The sequence below is a fragment of the Microbaculum mangrovi genome, assembly GCF_051390635.1.
Classification (GTDB): domain Bacteria; phylum Pseudomonadota; class Alphaproteobacteria; order Rhizobiales; family Tepidamorphaceae; genus Microbaculum.
On record NZ_JBPODT010000001.1, the window covers coordinates 406,819 to 425,464 of the forward strand.

General features: G+C 68.6%; 14 protein-coding genes. 11 read left to right on the forward strand and 3 right to left on the reverse strand.

Annotation, left to right across the window (positions count from 1 at the left end; translation table 11 throughout):
• The first annotated feature begins 103 nt into the window (after positions 1–103).
• The 3 genes from fumC to ACSF9G_RS01970 are packed head-to-tail and all read left to right on the forward strand — an operon-like array spanning position 104 to position 1,982.
• The gene (gene fumC / locus ACSF9G_RS01960; protein ID WP_436637746.1) at positions 104–1,495 is read left to right on the forward strand and encodes a class II fumarate hydratase; all 1,392 of its coding nucleotides are present in this window, start codon (positions 104–106) and stop codon (positions 1,493–1,495) included.
• Positions 1,496–1,551: 56 nt separating this feature from the next.
• On the forward strand, positions 1,552–1,740 hold the full coding sequence (locus ACSF9G_RS01965; RefSeq protein WP_436637760.1) for a DUF4169 family protein: 189 nt from the start codon (positions 1,552–1,554) through the stop codon (positions 1,738–1,740).
• Complete coding sequence (locus tag ACSF9G_RS01970; protein ID WP_436637762.1) at positions 1,737–1,982, forward strand: ribbon-helix-helix domain-containing protein; 246 nt, start codon at positions 1,737–1,739, stop codon at positions 1,980–1,982. Before ACSF9G_RS01965 ends, ACSF9G_RS01970 begins: the two co-directional genes overlap by 4 nt.
• Here ACSF9G_RS01970 and ACSF9G_RS01975 read toward each other — a convergent pair.
• The gene (locus ACSF9G_RS01975) at positions 1,979–6,127 is read right to left on the reverse strand and encodes an AsmA family protein (protein ID WP_436637764.1); all 4,149 of its coding nucleotides are present in this window, start codon (positions 6,125–6,127) and stop codon (positions 1,979–1,981) included. The two genes, ACSF9G_RS01970 and ACSF9G_RS01975, sit on opposite strands and share 4 nt — an antisense overlap.
• An 84-nt stretch (positions 6,128–6,211) precedes the next feature.
• Entirely contained in the window at positions 6,212–7,618 is a 1,407-nt protein-coding gene (locus ACSF9G_RS01980) for an FAD-binding oxidoreductase (RefSeq protein ID WP_436637766.1), read from the reverse strand.
• A gap of 151 nt (positions 7,619–7,769) precedes the next feature.
• Here ACSF9G_RS01980 and ACSF9G_RS01985 point away from each other — a divergent pair, with 151 nt between their 5' ends.
• Entirely contained in the window at positions 7,770–8,270 is a 501-nt protein-coding gene (locus ACSF9G_RS01985) for a thioesterase family protein (RefSeq protein WP_436637768.1), read from the forward strand.
• 4 nt (positions 8,271–8,274) lie between these two features.
• Here ACSF9G_RS01985 and clcA read toward each other — a convergent pair whose 3' ends face one another.
• Positions 8,275–9,612, reverse strand: coding sequence for a H(+)/Cl(-) exchange transporter ClcA (gene clcA / locus ACSF9G_RS01990; RefSeq protein ID WP_436637770.1), 1,338 nt, complete (start codon positions 9,610–9,612; stop codon positions 8,275–8,277).
• 269 nt (positions 9,613–9,881) lie between these two features.
• On the opposite strand from clcA, the gene ACSF9G_RS01995 reads away from it, so the two are divergent.
• The 7 genes from ACSF9G_RS01995 to ACSF9G_RS02025 all read left to right on the forward strand — a co-directional run bounded on the left by ACSF9G_RS01995 (position 9,882) and on the right by ACSF9G_RS02025 (position 18,641).
• Positions 9,882–11,513: a chloride channel protein gene (locus ACSF9G_RS01995; RefSeq protein ID WP_436637772.1), complete on the forward strand. Its 1,632-nt coding sequence runs from the start codon at positions 9,882–9,884 to the stop codon at positions 11,511–11,513.
• A gap of 83 nt (positions 11,514–11,596) precedes the next feature.
• The gene (locus ACSF9G_RS02000) at positions 11,597–12,268 is read left to right on the forward strand and encodes a dienelactone hydrolase family protein (RefSeq protein WP_436637774.1); all 672 of its coding nucleotides are present in this window, start codon (positions 11,597–11,599) and stop codon (positions 12,266–12,268) included.
• A gap of 194 nt (positions 12,269–12,462) precedes the next feature.
• On the forward strand, positions 12,463–14,079 hold the full coding sequence (locus ACSF9G_RS02005) for a peptide chain release factor 3 (protein ID WP_436637776.1): 1,617 nt from the start codon (positions 12,463–12,465) through the stop codon (positions 14,077–14,079).
• A 371-nt stretch (positions 14,080–14,450) separates the two neighbouring features.
• Complete coding sequence (locus tag ACSF9G_RS02010) at positions 14,451–15,014, forward strand: hypothetical protein (protein WP_436637778.1); 564 nt, start codon at positions 14,451–14,453, stop codon at positions 15,012–15,014.
• A gap of 175 nt (positions 15,015–15,189) precedes the next feature.
• A complete protein-coding gene (locus ACSF9G_RS02015; RefSeq protein WP_436637780.1) occupies positions 15,190–15,522 on the forward strand; it encodes a hypothetical protein in 333 nt (110 codons plus the stop codon).
• 104 nt (positions 15,523–15,626) lie between these two features.
• Positions 15,627–16,205, forward strand: a complete 579-nt coding sequence (locus ACSF9G_RS02020) for a TetR/AcrR family transcriptional regulator (RefSeq protein ID WP_436637782.1) — start codon at positions 15,627–15,629, stop codon at positions 16,203–16,205.
• A gap of 87 nt (positions 16,206–16,292) precedes the next feature.
• Positions 16,293–18,641: an ATP-dependent helicase gene (locus ACSF9G_RS02025; RefSeq protein ID WP_436637784.1), complete on the forward strand. Its 2,349-nt coding sequence runs from the start codon at positions 16,293–16,295 to the stop codon at positions 18,639–18,641.
• Positions 18,642–18,646 lie beyond the last annotated feature (5 nt).

Sequence of the window (18,646 nt, forward strand, 5' to 3'; positions counted from 1 at the left end):
GTACAATCGATACGTTTTGCGGCCCCGGGCGAATTCCGATGTCCGGCAAGGCGTGCTAGAAGGCCGGCGAAATTCCTTCATCAATCGCCTGAGGACACCAAGAATGTCGTCGACTCGCACCGAAACCGATTCCTTCGGCCCGCTCGAAGTTCCCGCCGATCGCTACTGGGGCGCCCAGACCCAGCGTTCGCTCGGCAACTTCAAGATCTCGGGAGAGCGCATGTCGCCGGCCGTCGTCCGCGCGCTGGGCATCATCAAGAAGGCCGCCGCGGAGACCAACGAGGAGCAGGACAACCTCGACCCGAAGATCGCCAAGGCGATTTCCGAGGCCGCCCAGGAGGTGATCGACGGCAAGCTGACGGACCATTTCCCGCTCGTCGTCTGGCAGACCGGCTCGGGCACCCAGTCGAACATGAACGCCAACGAGGTGATCTCGAACCGCGCGATCGAGCTGCTCGGCGGCACCTTGGGGTCGAAGACCCCGGTCCATCCGAACGACCACGTCAACCGTGGCCAGTCCTCCAATGACACCTTCCCCACCGCCATGCACATCGCCGCGGCCGAGGAGTTCAACCGATCGCTGATCCCGGCGCTGCAGCACCTGCATGCCGCGCTCGACAGGAAGGCGAAGGAATTCAAGGACATCATCAAGATCGGCCGCACCCACACGCAGGACGCCACGCCGCTGACGCTCGGTCAGGAGTTCTCGGGCTACGCCGCGCAGGTGGAACTCGGCATCCGCCGCGTGAAGGAGGGCCTCGACGGCCTCTACGACCTCGCCCAGGGCGGCACGGCGGTGGGCACCGGCCTCAACACCAAGAAGGGCTTCGCGGAGAAATTCGCCGCCAAGGTCGCCGCGATCACCAGCCTTCCCTTCCGTACCGCGCCCAACAAGTTCGAGGCGCTGGCCGCCCATGACGCGTATGTCTACGCCCACGGCGCCCTGAACACGGTGGCGACCTCGCTGTTCAAGATCGCCAATGACATCCGCCTCCTCGGCTCCGGTCCGCGCTCCGGCCTCGGCGAGCTGATCCTGCCGGAGAACGAGCCCGGCTCATCGATCATGCCCGGCAAGGTCAACCCGACCCAGTGCGAGGCGATGACGATGGCCTGCTGCCAGGTGTTCGGCAACCAGTCCACCATCACCTTCGCCGGCAGCCAGGGCCACTTCGAGCTCAACGTCTACAAGCCGGTCATGGCCAACGCGATGATGCAGTCGATCCGGCTGATCGCGGATGCTTCGATCTCCTTCACCGACAACTGCGTCGTCGACATCAAGGCCGACGAGAAACGCATCCGGGAGCTTATGGAACGCTCGCTGATGCTGGTCACCGCCCTCGCCCCGACGATCGGCTACGACAAGGCGACCGAAGTGGCGAAGACGGCGCACAAGAACGGAACGACGCTGCGCGAGGAGGCCACCCGTCTCGGCTATGTGACGGAGGCCGAGTTCGACGAGATCGTCCGGCCGGAGAAGATGGTGCATCCGGACTGATCGGGGCGCCAGCACCCGTCGCACCCGTGGCATTGGATTGGACGGCAGGAGGCCCGATGGCCGAAATCGTCAATCTGAACAAGGCCCGCAAGAAGAAGGCCCGCGCCGAAAAGCAGGCGCGGGCCACCGAGAACCGGGCGAAATTCGGACGCCGCAAGGCGGACAGGGAGCTCGACAAGGCGCGCGCCGACAAGGCTGACCGCGATCTCGCCGGCCATCGCCTGGACGACGAGGAAGGCGAATGAGCGCCCGGGGATCAGCCGACGAACGCAAGCACTCGGTCACCGTCGCCGGCCACCGCACCAGCGTTTCCCTCGAGGACGAGTTCTGGCAGGCGCTCGGCGACATCGCCGGCGAACGCGGCATATCGGCGTCGAGCCTGATTGCCGAGATCGACGAAAGCCGCGGCCCGCGCGGCCTGTCGTCGGCGATCCGCGTTCATGTCCTCGCCTATTTTCGCGGCAGGCGCGATCCGGGACGAACCTAGCGGAAGACCCTGTCGTCCGGTTCCACCGGATTTTCCACGACCGGGTCCGGCGTCTCACGGATGATCGTCTGCGGCGGCACGATCTGGGTGGGCCCGGGCTGAAGTGGCCCGATCTGGGGCTGGCCCGGCTGCGGCAAGATCACCAACGGTGCACCGAGCGGGGGCGCCGGCGTTCCGGGCACGGGAGGCGTGCCAGGCACGGGGGCTGTTGCCGGCGGCTGAGGCGCGACCGGCTCGCGCGCGATAATGCCTCCGACCGGCAAGTCGCCGTCCCGCGCCGAGGGAACCTCGCGCAGGATCTCCTCGATACGGCGCTGCAGTTCGGACGTATCCTCGATCCCGACAGGTCCGCCGTTCGACTCCAGCTGCGGCAGCGGCGCCTGCGGCTGGGGAGGCGCCTGCACCGCAGGTTGCTGCACGGGCGGCGGCTGGGTGGGCGGCGGCTGGGTGGGCGGCGGCTGGGTGGGCGGTTGCGCCTGCTCCACGGCCCGACGGCGCGCCTCTTCCTCGGCCCGTCGCCTGGCTTCCTCGGCGGCCGCTGCTTCCGCTGCTTCCGCTGCCCGGCGCCTAGCCTCCTCCGCGGCCGCCTCTTCCGCTGCCCGGCGCGCCCTCTCCTGCGCTTCCGCCCGGGCCTTCTCGGCGGCCGCCGCGGCGTCCTGCTCCAGCCGTCGCTCGCGGTCCTGGCTCTCGCGGTCCTGGCGCGCCCGCTCCTCGCCCTGGCGGATCAGTTCGCGGCCGAGCTTCTGCCGCTCGAGGATTTCCGATTGCAGCTTCTCCAGCCGTTCGACTTCCTGCTCGAAGGCGCGCACGGTCAGGTAGCCGAGCAGCGGGCTGACGTCGATCTGACGCGTCGGCGCGTCGATCGGCCCGGCGAACACGACGCCGACCTCGCGGCTGCGTCCGCCTTCCTCCCCGGCGTCGGTCTTCAACGTCCATTCGGAATCGAGCCCGAGCACGGGCAGGTCGACCGTTGCCGAAGCGAACGACGTCAGCGCCTCGGCGTCGATGCGGATCGTGCTCGCCCGCAGGATGCCGGAGGTGATCGAGAACGCGCCTTCCAGCGTATCGAACGGCAGGCTGCCGGAATCCAGGTGGGCCGCGAAGGTCTCGCGAACCCGCTCCTCCGTGAGATCGAGCCCGGCGTCGGCGGCGCTGACGATCTGGTCGAAGGCATTCGGGTTGAACCGCCGCAGCGCGCCGTTGGTGACCCGGAAAGAGCCGGTCCCCGAAAGCGACGACACGATGGCGCCAAGGCTGCGGCCGCGCCCGTCGAATTCGACGCCGGCGGATACGGCACCGGTCGCGACCGCCCTGCCGCGCTCCTTCCACGCGATTTCCTCCAGGCGCCCGTCGACGAGCTCGGCCCGGCCGGACAGCACCGCGACGCCGTCGGCCTCGGTCAGGTCGAACCCGGCGGTCAGGCGCCCGCCGACCAGGTCGCCCCGCAGGGTCTCGAGCGACACGCGCCGCGCGTCGAAGCTGAAGGTCGTTTCCGCCCCCTTCAGCGCCAGACCGTCGAACAGCGTGAATACCGGCGTTTGAAGATCGATCCGGCCGCGCCAGCCCGGCTTCCTCGCCGGGATCAGCGCCATGGACGGCCACGCGGGATCGCCGTACGCGGCGTCCGGGAACTGCACGGCGTCGGTGCCGACCAGCGATCCGAGCAGCCAGGCGAGATCGATACGGGCGGTTTCGAGGCTACCGCCGACGATCCGCTCCGCGCCGCCCAGATCGACCGTCAGCGCGCCGGTGATCGGATCCCCGCCATGTCCGATCGTCAGCCCCGACATCCGCCAGATGTCGTCCGTCACCGACAGGGTGCCGTCGATCCGCAGTCCCGTGGCGCCGTCCGGCGGCAGGGCGATGCCGGCGAGCGCAAGCATCGCCTCCGCATCGGCGATTCCGATCCCGATTTCCGCCGAGATCTCCTTGCCGCCGGCGCGCGGCAAGCGCGCGCTTCCCTCGGCGCTGCCGTCGATGCCGATTCCGGCCGTTTCCAGCGTGAAGGTCACCGCATCGTGCGGCCGGCCCTTCGCCGTCAGCGACACCCGGCCCGGGACGGCGCCGGCCTCCGTCGCGATCAGGCCGATCTGCCGGGCAAGTCCGGCCCCGTCCGGATTGGCCGCGTCGACGGACACGGTGATCGCCGCCGCGCCGAGATCGTCCATGGCCCCGTCATAGCCGAAACTGCCGTCGAGCCGGCTGCCGTCGAGCGTGCCGGCAAGCGTCAGCGTGCCCCTGCTGCCCGTCTCCGTGCGCGTCGCCGACAGATCGATCGTAACATCGGCGGGAACCAGGGATTGCGCCCGTTCAGCCAGGGCATCGGCGAGCACGGGCAGCTCCAGCGCACGCAGCGCCGCGACGACGCCGGTCAGGGACCGGGCCGAAACCTCGAGACCGAGATTGCCGTCGGGCGTCTTCGCAAAGCTCAGGATCTCGCCGCCGCCGGCCAGCCTTGCCCCACCGATATCGCCGACCTCCAGCCGGTCGAAGCGCATGTCGCCTTCCGAGACCCGGCCGGAGACCAGCACGTCAAGCGCCTGGATCGTGTCCACCGCCAGATTGCCGACGCCGAGCTGCAGCTCCAGGTCGACCCCCGACAGAAGCGCCTCGATCGCGCCGGCCACCGTGATCTCGTCGCGCAGGGGCCGCGCCCCGCGCTTGCTGAGGTCCAGCTCGTCCGCACTCAGCGACAGCGCCACCGCCCCGCGCGATCCGGAGGTGGGCGCGCGGTAGCCGATCGAGCCCTCGATGCGCGAGTCGCCGGTGCGCACCTCGGCGCGGTCGAAGGTCATGCCGGCGCCGTCTATCCGCAGCTGCCCGGATGCGTCCAGGTCGCCGGCGGGAATGGCAAAACCGGGCAGCCGCGCCTCCGGCCCGAACACCCAATTGGCGAAGACCGTCGCCTGATCGGTCGACAGCCGCGCGGCGCCGTCGAATACCGGCGCATCGCCGCCGAAGCCGATGGTGCCGGCCAGCCCGAGGCTGGTGCGCCCCGGGGCCGATACCGTCGCCCGCTCGACCGACCACGTCGCCTCGTCGACCTCCAGGTCTATGGACAGGCCCTCGAGCAGCCCGCCGGAGAGCACGGTCGACTCCACGTCGAGGGCGAGATGCCCGGGCAGCGGAAAGATGTCCGGATCGAGCAGCGCGCCGAGCCTGGCGATCGCCTGGTTCGGGCTGACCGGACTGTCCGGCCCGGCTCCGAACGCCCGGTCGAGATCGACCTGCCGCGCCGAGATCACCGCGTCGAAACGGGGGTCTGCGCCCAGCCGGACGTTGGCCGCGCCGGCGAGCGACACGTTCTGCGTCTCGGTCCCGAGCCGGACCGACAGGTCCTCCAGCACCAGCTGCTCGGCGGACGCGGTCAGCCGGCCGTCCATCCGCCAAGTCGCGGTATCCGGGTCCGGCGCCGGGCGTTCCATGATCAGCCGCCCGTCGAAGGCCAGCACATCCTCGATTCGCAGGAGCGCGCCGTCGAGCTCCACGGCCATCGGCCTGGCGGCCGGCAGGATCGACGCCTTGATCCGCATGCCGCTGCCATCGTCCGTCACGCGGCCCGTCGCGACCCTGACCGTGTAGCGCTCGCCGTCCAGGACGCCGCCACCCTCCACCTTGACCGGCCCGCGCAGCGACGTCGCCGATCCGCTCAGATTGACGCCCGTCAGCGTCTGCGTCTTGCCCGAGCGCGCGTCCTCGACGGCGAACTGGCCCTCGACGATCTCGAAGCGCTTGATGGCGACGCGGTCGGGATCGACCGGCGGCGTCAGGTCGCCGGCCTCGCCCCAGGCGATGCGGCCCGCCCCGTCGACACGCAGTGCCGCACGGGGCCGCTCGAGGATGAGGTCGGTGATGTCCAGCCTGCCGCTCAGAAGCGGCGTCAGGGCGGCGCGCACGTCGAGGCGCTCGATGCCCTCGCCGGACCCCGGCTCGCCGATCCGCACGCTGTCGGCGATCAGGCTGGGGAACGGCACGATGCGGACGTTCAGATCGCCCTCGAAAACGACCGGCCGGCCGATCATCTCGGTGGCGCGCGTCTCGAAATAGGTCCGGTAGCTCGACCAGTCGATGAAGAACGGCGCGCCGAACGCCGCGATCAGGATGAGCGCGACGGCAATTCCAAGCGATAGCAGGAACGAATTCACCTGGCCGTATCCCGTTTTCCGACAGCGAAGACACGGTTCCGCCGCAAAGGCGACATCGCGCCTCCTCTTGCCTCTAAACGGCTACTATATGCGGACAATTTTCCCAGGGTTCAGAATATTCAGTGGATCGAGCGCCTTTTTGATGGTCTTCATCACGTCGACGGCGCCGCCGAGTTCCGCTTCGAGATACTTTGTCTTGCCGTGACCGACACCGTGCTCGCCGGTGCAGGTCCCGTCCATGGCGATGGCGCGCTCGACCAGCGTCCCCATGAACTCCTCGACGCGCGCGACCTCGGCCTTGTCGTCCATGTCGACCATCACCGAGACGTGGAAATTGCCGTCGCCGACATGCCCGACGATCGGTGCCACCAGCCCGAGCCGGTCGATATCGGCCTTGGTCGCCAGGATGCACTCGGCGAGGCGCGAGATCGGCACGCACACGTCGGTGGCGACGCCATCGACCCCGGGCCGGAGGTACAGGTCGGCGAAATAGGCATCATGCCGCGCCTGCCACAGCGTCGCCCGCACGTCGGGGTCTTCGGCCCATTCGAACGGGCCGCCGCCGAAATCCTCCGCGATCTGGCCGAACAGCTCGGACTGCTCCTTCACGCCGGCCTCGGTGCCGTGGAACTCCAGGAACAGCGTGGGAACCTCGCTCAGCTCCAGCTTGGAATAGGCGTTGGAGGCGCGCACCTGCAAATCGTCGAGCAACTCGATCCTGGCGACCGGGATGCCCGACTGGATGGTCGCGATCACCGCGTTGCACGCGTCTTCCAGCGTCTGGAACGGGCAGACACCACCGGCGACGGCCTCGGGAATGCCGTGCAGTTTCAACGTGATCTCGGTGACGATGCCGAGCGTGCCTTCCGAGCCGACGAGCAGCCTGGTCAGGTCGTAGCCCGCCGAGGACTTCTTCGCCCGCGTGCCGGTATGGATGACCGAACCGTCGGCCATCACCGCCTTCAGCGCCAGCACGTTGTCTTTCATGGTGCCGTAGCGCACGGCGTTGGTGCCGGACGCGCGCGTGCCGACCATGCCGCCGATGCTGGCGTCCGCGCCGGGATCGATCGGGAAGAACAGCCCGGTGGCCCGCAGTTCCTCGTTAAGCCGCTTGCGGGTGACGCCGGGCTGGACCACGCAGTCGAGGTCCTCGGCATGGACGTCGAGCACCTGGTCCATCTGGCTGAGATCGATCGATATGCCGCCATACGGCGCGTTTACCTGGCCTTCGAGCGACGTTCCCGTGCCGAAGGGGATGATCGGAACGCGATGTTCGGCGCAGATCTTGACCACCTCGACCACGTCCTCGGTCGACTGCGCGAAGACGACGGCGTCCGGGGGCATGTTGTCATGCCAGGTGGTGGTGTGTCCGTGCTGCTTACGCACCGCCTGCGCCGTGCTCAGCCGGTTATGGAACCGGCCGGACAGCGCCGCCAGAGCCGCGCCGAGATCGCCGGCCTGCCTCACGCCCCACTGCGCAGTACCCGTCATTCGCGCCCTTTCACCCGATTTCGCGGGTTTTCACGCCCACCGCACTCTTCCATGCGGGGCGAAAACCGTTAATGTTCGCCGCACACTAGCAGAATGCCCCGGTTCGCAAAACGGCATTGCCAGGCTGAACCGCGGCACAATGGACCGAATGATGCTCGATCTCCCAGCCGACACCACGATACCCGCCCCGTTCGTCTCGACGGTCATGACCGTCCAGCCGGACTGGATCGACTACAACGGCCACCTGAACATGGCCTACTATCATGTCCTGTTCGACCGCGGCATCGACCAGGCGGTCTTGTTGCTCGGCCTGAGCGAGGACTACATGAAGACCCGCCAGGCATCCTTTTTCACCGTCGAGGCGCATGTCTGCTACCTCCGTGAGATCGGGCTGGACGATCCGGTCCAGGTCCGCCTGCGACTGCTCGACCACGACGGCAAGCGCGCCCATTTCTTCGAGGAACTGGTGCATGCCGAGGAGGGCTGGACCGCCGCCACGCTGGAGCAGATGTCGCTGCATGTCGACATGAGCGCGAGAAAGGCGTCCCGGTGGCCGGACGACGTGCTGGAACGCCTTCAGGCGATGCAGGCCGCCCATGCCGGGCTGCCGGTCCCGCCGCAGGTCGGCCGGGTGATGAAGGTCAGGCGCTAGGCCATCAGGCGAGGCCGCTCGTCTCGCGTTCCGGCCTGGCGCGCTCGATCCCCGCCCGCTTCAGCGTACGGTCGAGCAGCTGCTCGTAGATCGGCCGCCCGCCGAGCCATTCCGCCGTGACGTTGGCGACCAGACACGTCACCAAGACCGGCAGCAGGATCTCGTAGGCGCCGGTGAGCTCCAGCGTCAGCACAACCCCGACCAGCGGCGCGCGGACGGACGCGGTGAACAGTCCGCCCATCGCGGCAACCGCAAGAGCGACGGAGATCGGCCCGAAGCCCGGCAGAACCGTGCCGAGCACGCCGCCGAAGGCCAGACCCGCGCAGGCCGCAAGCGTCAGGATCGGCGCGAAGATGCCGCCGGGCACGCCGGACGAATAGCTCGCCACGGAGGTGATCAGGCGCACCGCGACGATGGCGAGCAGCAGAAACGCCCCGTTCTTCGCCGCGACCAGATCGAGGATGAGCTCCTCGTGGCCCATCGTCGCCTCGGGCAGCACGATGACCAGGGCCCCGATCACGAGCCCGACGCCGAGCGGCATCGCGTGGGGCGCGCGCGCGCCGATGGCGGCGGCGAGATTAAGGCCCCTGAGGACCAGGAAATTGAACAGGACGCCGAGCGCGCCGATGACCAGGCCGAGCCCGAGGAAGGCGGCCAGGCTCCAGAGCGGCACGGCGGCCACCGCGATATCGAGATCCGGCCCGACCCCGGCGATGTCCTCGGTCACGAACGCCGACAGGACGCACGCGATGGTGACGCCCATGTAGGTCTTGAAGGTGTAGGGAAATTGCCGGCGCGTCTCCTCGATGACGAACAGCACGGAGGCGAGCGGCGCGTTGAAGGCGGCCGCGAGCCCCGCCGCGGCGCCGGCGGCGATCAGCCCGTTACGTTCCAGCTTGCCCAGTTTGCGCCAGTCCGACACCGCCGCCGCGATGGATGCGCCGATATGGATGGTGGGTCCCTCGCGCCCCAGCACGAGACCGGAGGACAGCGACAGCACGCCGGCGACGAATTTGACCGGCAACACCCTGCGCCAGCGGAGCGGCCGCAGGCCTTCCAGCGCGCCCTCGACCTCCTGAACGCCGCTTCCGGCGGCCTCCGGCGCGTATCGGCGCACGATCGCCGCCGACAACAAGGTCATCAGGGCCGTGACGATCGCCGCCAGCACGACCGCGAGCACGCCCTTGCCGACCTGGTCGACCAGCAGCCGCGGCCAGGTCATCAGCGCGTCGACGGACAGATGCAGCGCGGTGCCGCCGGCGCCGGCGCCGATGCCGACCAGGGCGGCAAGCAGAAAGAAACGCCCCTCCGCGCCCCGCGTTTCGCCTTGCTTCTTCGCCACCCCGCCGTCCCCTGCCCGAACACGCGCGCCGCCCGTGGACGCGGATACAGGCCGCAAACATTACCCGACTCGACACACCCGCCAAGCACGGGCGGTTTCCGGACCGGGGCCGGTCCCTGCCCGCCTCGTGCGTCGCGCCGACGCGAATTTCCCGAAACGGCGCTCCGATCCAACCCTTTTGAGGATTACCGGCCACGGTCTCGCACGAATCCGCATAGCAGCGTATGTCTTGAAAATCGAAAACGAATATCGGCGGGAAATTTGGCCGGATGATCGGTCTGTTGCGTCGCGGTATCGGTTTGGTTGGCGACTGGATCGCCCCGAATGTGCGCGTCTTCATCGGCTCACGCCAGCCGGTCGTCTGGCTGACGGCAATCGTCGTCGGCATCGCGGCGGCCGTCGGCGCCATCGTCTTCCGGCTCGGCATCGCCGTCTTCCAGCTGCCCTGGCTCGGCACCATGAGCGAGCACGTCGTCACGGCCGCCCGCGCCGCGCCCTGGTGGATGGTGCTGCTCGCCCCCGCCGCCGGCGGCCTGATCGTCGGGCTGATCCTCCAGTATTTCATGCCCGGAAAGCGCGTCGAGGTCGTCGCCGACGTCATCGAGGCGCGCGCCCTGCCCTCCCACCAGTTGACCATGCGCGTCGGCCTCGGCAGCGCCTTCATCTCCGCGCTGTCGCTGGGCAGCGGGGCCAGTGCCGGCCGCGAGGGCCCCGTCGTCCATCTCGGCGCGACGATCGCCGCGGCGCTCACGCGCCTGCTCAGCCTGCCGATGGCGGCGCGGCGCACCCTGCTCGGCTGCGGCGTCGCCGCGGCGATCTCGGCCTCGTTCAACGCGCCGATCGCCGGCGTCCTGTTCGCCCACGAGGTCATCCTCGGCCATTTCGCGCCCACCGCCTTCGTGCCGATCGTCATCGCCTCGACGGTCGCCGCCGTCATCTCGCGCACCTGGTTCGGCGATTTTCCCGCTTTCGTCGTGCCGCACTATCAGGTCACGTCCTACTGGGAGGTGCCGGCCTTCGCGCTGCTGGGCCTGACCTGCGGGCTCGTCGCGATCCTGTTCCAGTTCGGCCTGATCGGCACCGACTGGCTGGCCCGCCGCACGCCGATGCCGCTGGTCCTGCGCCCGGTCGTCGGCGGCCTGGCGGTCGGCGCCATCGGCCTGGCCTTTCCCGAGATCCTCGGCGTCGGCTACGAGGCGACCGATCTCGCGCTGCGGCATCAGCTGCCGCTGACGATCATGCTTTCGCTGATCGTCGTGAAGACCGCAGCGACCGCCATCACGCTGGCCAGCCGATTCGGCGGCGGCATCTTCTCGCCCTCGCTCTATCTCGGCGCCATGACCGGCGGCGCCTTCGGCCTGATCGCCGCCAGCGCGTTCCCGGACATGGCCTCCAGCCATGGTCTCTACGCCATCCTTGGCATGGGCGCGGTCGCCGGCGCGGTGCTGGGCGCGCCGATCTCGACGACGCTGATCGTGTTCGAGCTCACCGGCGGCTACGCGCTCTCCATCGCGCTGCTTCTGACCGTCTCCATCGCCAACGGCTTCAACCGGGCGATCCACGGCCGTTCCTATTTCCAGTGGCAGCTGGAAAGCCGCGGCCTGTTCCTGACCGAGGGCGCCCACCGGCGCATCGTCCGCAACGTCCGCGTGTCGGACTTCATGCGCCCGCTCGCTTCCGGTGAAACGCCGCAACCGATCGAAGCCGAGGAAACGCCGAGCCTCAGGGCCGACGACATCCTCGAAGTCGCCCTGCGCCGCTTCGACGAGACCGGAAACCCGCACCTTCCGGTCGTATCCCGCACCGAGCCGCCCATGGTGATCGGCTGGGCCCACCAGATCGATGCCCTGGAACGGTTCTCCAAGGAACTGGTGGAAGCCAATGTCGAGGAGCACCGGTAGCGGAATTCCGATCGAACATGATTCCGTCGCCGATCGGTGCTAGAGCCGGGGGGACCGGACAACCGACGGACAAGAGGGCAGCCATGGGCCAGATGATCACGCTTACCGCAGAGGACGGCTTCGAGCTTGGCGCCTACCGCGCCGACCCGGCGGGAAGGCCTCGCGGCGGAGTGGTCGTCGTGCAGGAGATCTTCGGCGTCAACACGCACATCCGCGCCGTCTGCGACCGCTATGCGGCGCTCGGCTACGCGGCGGTCGCGCCGGCCCTGTTCGACCGCCAGCAGCGCGGCTTCGAGAGCGGCTACACGCCCGAGGAGGTCGAGACGGCGCGGAAATTCCTCGCCGACATCGATGTCGACGCCATGCTGCGCGACACCAAGGCCGCCATCGGCGCGCTGTCCGGCGCCGGCAAGGTCGGCGTGGTCGGCTATTGCCTCGGCGGCTCGATCGCCTTCCTCGCGGCCACCCGCCTGAACCGCATCGCCGCCGCCGTCGGCTACTACGGCGGCCGCATCACCGCCCATGCCGACGAGACGCCCAAGGTACCGACCCAGCTCCACTACGGCGAGACCGACCAGTCGATCCCGATGCGCGACGTCGAGACGGTGATCGCCAAGCGGCCGGACTGCGACATCCGCGTCTATCCGGCCGGGCACGGCTTTTCCTGCGACGAGCGGGCGAGCTTTGATCCCGGCAGCACGGTGATCGCCTGGGGCCGCACCCTGCGCTGGTTCGACGAGCATCTGGCCCGCTGACCCGCAAACGCCGCTTATCCGCGCAAAAGCCGGAGCGAGTGGAAATCGGCGCCCTCTCTCTGGTAATAGGGCCCCGGAAACACCACCTATAGGAACGACCTCATTGACCGCCAATTCCACCGGCGGACTACACTTCGGCGCGCGGTTCCCTTATGGTCCGCGCGCTTTTTTCCTGTAATCGCCCTGACCAGCCGATGACCGACACCCTAGACGCCACGTCCGCGCAAGCCGCCCGCCCCGCTGCCGGCATCAAGCCCTATGAGGCGCGCCGCACCTTCGCGATCATCTCGCATCCGGACGCCGGCAAGACGACGCTGACCGAAAAGCTGCTGTTCGCCTCCGGCGCGATCCGCCAGGCCGGCCAGGTGCGCGCCCGCGGCGAGCAGCGCCGCACCCGCTCCGACTGGATGGAGATCGAGCAGAAGCGCGGCATCTCGGTGTCGTCCTCGGTGATGACCTTCGAGCGCGACGGGCTGACCTTCAACCTGCTCGATACGCCCGGCCACTCGGATTTCTCCGAAGATACCTACCGCACGCTGACGGCGGTCGATTCCGCCGTCATGGTGATCGACGCCGCCAAGGGCATCGAGAGCCAGACCCTGAAGCTGTTCGAGGTCTGCCGTCTCAGGGACATCCCGATCATCACCTTCGTCAACAAGATCGACCGCGAGGGACGCGATCCGCTGGAAATCCTCGACGAGATCGCCGATACGCTGGCGCTCGATGTCGTTCCGGTTGTCTGGCCGCTCGGCATGGGCGTCGATTTCCAGGGCTGCGTCGATCTCGGCCAGCACCGGCTGATCGGCAAGGACGGCTCGCCGGGTCGTACAATCGCGGGCGATATCGACGCGCTCTCCGAGGACTCCGAGCTGATGGCCAATCCGCACGCGGCCAACGCGATCGAGAACCTCCAGCTCGCCAGCGCGGCCCTGCCGGACTTCGACGTCGAGGCCTACCGTGGCGGCCACATGACGCCGGTCTTCTTCGGCTCGGCGCTGAAAGCGATCGCGGTGCCCGAGCTGCTGCGCGCGATCGGCGACTGGGCGCCCGCCCCGCGCCCGCAGCCGGCCGATCCCGAGCCGATCTCGGCGGCCGCAGACGACGTGACCGGCTTCGTGTTCAAGGTCCAGGCCAACATGGACAAGAACCACCGCGACCGCATCGCCTTCCTGCGGCTGTGCTCGGGCACCTTCAAGCGCGGCATGAAGCTTCGGAACGTGCGCGCCGGCCGCGATCTCGCCGTGTCCAACCCGATGTTCTTCTTCGCCCAGGACCGCGAGACCGCCGACGAGGCGGTCGCCGGCGACGTCATCGGCATCCCGAACCACGGCACCCTGAGCGTCGGCGACACGCTGACCGAAGGCAAGGCCGTCAAGGTCACCGGCATCCCGAACTTCGCGCCCGAGATCATCCGCCGCGTGCGCCTGGCGGACGCCATGAAAGCCAAGCAGCTGGCCAAGGCACTGAACGATCTGGCCGAGGAAGGCGTCACCCAGGTCTACCGCCCGATGATCGGCGCCGACTGGATCGTCGGCGTCGTCGGCCCGCTGCAGCTCGACGTGCTGGCCACCCGTGTCGAGAACGAATACGGCGTGCCGATCGCCTTCGAGAGCATGAGCTACGACACCGCCCGCTGGGTCGCCAGCGACGACACCAAGACGCTGAAGGACTTCATCGCCGCGAACCGCTCGACCATGGGCGAGGACCGGCACGGATCGCCCGTCTTCTTCGCTAATTCCAGATGGGCGCTCGACCGCGCGGCGAAGAACTATCCCGACATCCGGTTCCTCGCGACCCGCGAGATGGGGTGAGGCGCGGTCGGTGCTGAAGGCACCGACGCAACGCAGCGCGTTTCGAGCGCCGAACGCCGGAGGCCACGCGGCCGACGGCCGGGCAGCAACGGGCACCCGACGAACCGGTGGCATGGGGCACCCAAAGCCGGATATTTCAGCAACAGCCACCGCCCGGCGCCCACGACGCCGGGTCGGAAAAAATAATCTTGTCGGATACCCATCAGGGGGCTTGTCCGCCGCCCTCGTCCATACGTATAGGATCTTTGTTATCCGGCGTCACACATCGGTAAAGCGATCCGACCGGTCACCTCCGAGCAATCGGAACCGCGCGGTCGCCACTTCGTGCAAGCCAACGCGTACAGTCGGCCAATTAAGGCACATCGTCGCTTATGAGAATGATCGTCATCTTGCTGGCTGCAAGCCTCGCTGCCGCATGCGAGGGGCCCAAGCCGTCCTATACGCAACTTGGCACGCAACTCGGCGCGTCCCCGGACATGATCGAGGCACAAGGCCCGCAATCCGGGGATAACGCCGCCGCAACGGCGGAGGGCAGCGAGGGCGACACGGCGTCCCCGCAGGAGATGGCGGACGCGGCCCCGCCTCAGGCGTCCCCCGCTTCCGCACCCGCACCAGCAGCGGCAAAGCCGCAGCACATCGAACTGACGGCGATGCGCATCGATCCGAACCCGTCCGTCGGCGCCAGCGTTCCGGTTTCCCTGTCCTACTCCGGCAGCCATGCGCCGGACGTGAAGCGCGTCTGCTTCCTGTGGTCCGGCGACGGCCCCTATTGCTGGGACTTCCTGAGCGTCGACGCGAAGGCCGGGCAGATAAACACCAGCCTCACGATGAAGGAGGCGAAGGCCTACACGATCGCGGGCTACGTGGAGTACCAGACGGCCGGCCGGCTCTATAAGAGCAACACGCTGTCGGCCCCGGTCGCGGCGCATCCATAGCCTAGCTGACCGCACCGGCATCCGCCGCCTGCCGTTGCGGCAGACGGACCAATGCGATCGTCCTGTGACAGCGTGCCCGTTGGCGGGGACGATCAAGGTCCGCTAATCTGTCGCCAACCCTGTCGGATGCGCATGTCGGATGCGCATGAAGTGGGCTTTTCGGATGCGAACGTCGATGATCCTTTCGGCTCTTGTGGTCCTGGCCCTGATGACGGCCCTCGTGGAGGGCCCGGCGCGCGCGCAAGAGGCACAACCCGAGGCCTGCCCCGACGTTCCGCCGACGTCCGCCGGCGACGACGCAGCCGGGGCTGCGGTCTTCGATGCCTATTGCGGGCGCTGCCACGAGGCGAACAAGCTCGCCGGGGCCTATTTCGCGGGCACCGGCGGCGAAACCGCCGTCGCGCGGCAGGCCGAGCTTGCCGCGTTTCTCGACCGCCACAGCGCCTGCCCGCAGCGCGATCACGAGGCTCTCGCCAACTGGATGCGGCGCCGCTCCGGCGCCCCGTAGCCCGCACCCCGCGACGCGGACGCGCCGCGACGCCGGCCCGCTCGCGGCCGGACATCGGCGGCTGACCGGACGGCGTCGCCCGGATCTGGTATACTTCGATCATCATGAACAAGCGCCCCTATCGGATGCGGAAGCGCGCCGAAAGCCAGGCCGAGACGCGGCGGAAGATCATCGAGGCGACGATCGCGCTGCATCAGACCAAAGGCCCGGCGGCGACCAGCATGGCCGACGTCGCCAAGAAGGCCGGCGTGGGCAAGGTCACGGTTTATCGCCACTTCCCCGACGAGCCGACGCTGTCGCGGGCCTGCTCGGGCCTCTATTTCGAGCGCCACCCCGTCCCCGATCCCGAAGCCTGGCGGCGGATCGCCGATCCGCGGAAACGGCTGCGCCACGGGCTGGGCGAGGCCTACGCCTATCACGCCGAGACGCATGAGATGATGGGCCACGTCCTGGCCGACGCGCGCGACCATCCGGTCATGCGGCCCTACCACGCCCTGTGGGCGAGTGCGGCCGAGATCATCCTGGAAGCCTGGCTGCCGCGCGACGACGAGAAAGCCCTCCGCGCCGGCCTCGTCATGGCGCTCACCTTCGAGACATGGCGCGCGCTGGTGAAGGAACAGGGCCTGAGCCAGGATCAGGCGGTCGCGCTGATGGAAAGGCTGATGTGCGACTGCGAAGAGTAGGGGAACAAACCCGCCAATTCCCCTCCCCACCGCCATTTCGCGCTACAGTCTCTTGAGCCCGAATCAGGAACACGCCATATCCATCCGATGGCCGAACGCCACACCGACTCCATGCATGACACACCAGCCCCCCGCCCCGGCGGCATCGCCGCGCGGGCGCGCGCGGCCGCGGGTCCCGCCTATCTCCAGGGGCTGAACCCCGAGCAATCGCGCGCGGTGGAGACGCTGGAGGGCGCGGTGCTGGTGCTCGCCGGCGCGGGCACCGGCAAGACGCGGGTGCTGACCACGCGGATCGCCCACATCCTCACCCAGGGCCTTGCCCGCCCCGGCCAGATCCTCGCCGTCACCTTCACCAACAAGGCGGCGCGCGAGATGAAGGAGCGCATCGGCAAGCTGATCGGCGAATCCGTCGAGGGCATGCCCTGGCTCGGCACCTTCCACTCGATCTGCGTGAAGATCCTGCGCAACCACGCCGAGGCCGTCGACCTCAAGCGCGACTTCACCATCCTCGACACCGACGACCAGATCCGCCTCTTGAAGCAGGTGATCCAGGCCGCCGACCTCGACGAGAAGCGCTGGCCGGCGCGCCAGCTCGCCGCCTCCATCGACCGCTGGAAGAACCGCGCGCTCACCCCCGACAAGGTGCCCTCGGGCGACGCCTACGCCTTCGCCGGCATGGGCGACGAGCTCTACAAGACCTATCAGGCGCGGCTGAAGACCCTCAACGCGGTGGATTTCGGGGACCTTCTCCTGGAGGTCATCCGGCTGTTCCGCGAAAACCCGGACATCCTGGCGAGCTATCAGGACCGCTTCCGCTACATGCTGGTCGACGAGTACCAGGACACCAACGTCGCCCAGTATCTGTGGCTGCGCCTGCTGGCCCAGAAGGACGAGCCGAACCTGTGCTGCGTCGGCGACGACGACCAGTCGATCTACGGCTGGCGCGGCGCCGAGGTGGACAACATCCTGCGCTTCGAGACCGATTTCCCCGGCGCCGTGGTGATCCGGCTGGAGCAGAACTACCGCTCGACGTCGAACATCCTCGAGGCCGCCTCGCACCTGATCGCCCACAACGAGGGCCGGCTCGGCAAGACCCTGCACACCAAGGGCGACGCCGGCGACAAGGTGACCGTCACCTGCGCCTGGGATTCCGAGGAGGAGGCCCGGCTGATCGGCGACGAGATCGAGCGGCTGCAGCGCGACGGGGAATCGCTCGACGACATGGCGATCCTGGTGCGCGCGTCGTTCCAGATGCGCGAATTCGAGGACCGCTTCGTCACGCTGGGCCTGCCCTACCGCGTCATCGGCGGCCCGCGCTTCTACGAGCGCGCCGAGATCCGCGACGCCGTGGCCTATCTGCGCGCCACCATGCAGCCGGCCGACGACCTCGCCTTCGAGCGCATCGTCAACACGCCGCGCCGCGGCATCGGCGACGCCACGGTGCGCACCATCCACGACGTGGCGCGGGCGCGCGGCATCCCGATGATGCAGGCGGCGCTGGAGCTGACCGAATCCGAGGAGCTGAAGGCCAAGGCGCGCAACAGCCTGCGCAGCCTGATGGAATCCTTCGCGCGCTGGCGCGGCCAGCTCGACGCCCTGCCCCAGGCGGAGCTCGCCGCGATCATCCTCGAGGAATCCGGCTACACCGAGATGTGGCAGCGCGAGCGCTCGGCCGACGCGCCGGGCCGGCTGGAGAACCTGAAGGAACTGCTGCGCTCCATGGAGGAGTTCGAGTCCATGCTCGGCTTCCTCGAGCATATCTCGCTGGTGATGGACACCGAATCCGGCGACGACGGGGAGAAGGTCAGCCTGATGACCCTCCACGCCGCCAAGGGCCTGGAATTCGGCACCGTCTTCCTGCCCGGCTGGGAGGAAGGCCTGTTCCCGCATCAGCGTTCGCTGGACGAGAGCGGCCGCGCCGGCCTGGAGGAGGAGCGCCGCCTCGCCTATGTCGGCATCACGCGGGCCAAGCGCCGCGCCGCGCTCTTTTTCGCCACCAACCGCCGCATCCACGGCCTGTGGCAGTCGACGGCGGCCTCGCGCTTCCTCGACGAACTGCCGGAGAAGAATGTCGAGGTGGTCGACACCGGCTCGCTGAGGACGAGCGGCGGCGGCTACGGGGGCGGCTACGGCAACAGCCGCTTCGACGAGCGCGAGCCCTTCGCCTCGACCTATTCGACCCCCGGCTGGCAGCGGGCGCAGAAGAACCGGGAGCGTACGGCGAACAGCAATCCGTGGAAGGAACCGCCGATGCTGGAGGGCGAGGTGCTCGCCCGCTCGACCGGCACCGACTCCGGCTATTCCGTCGGCGAGCGCGTCTTCCATCAGAAGTTCGGCTACGGCCGCATCACCTCGGTCGACGGCAACAAGCTGACCGTGAAGTTCGACCATTCGGGCCCGAAGCGGGTGCTCGACAGCTTCGTCGAGAAGCACTGAGGCGA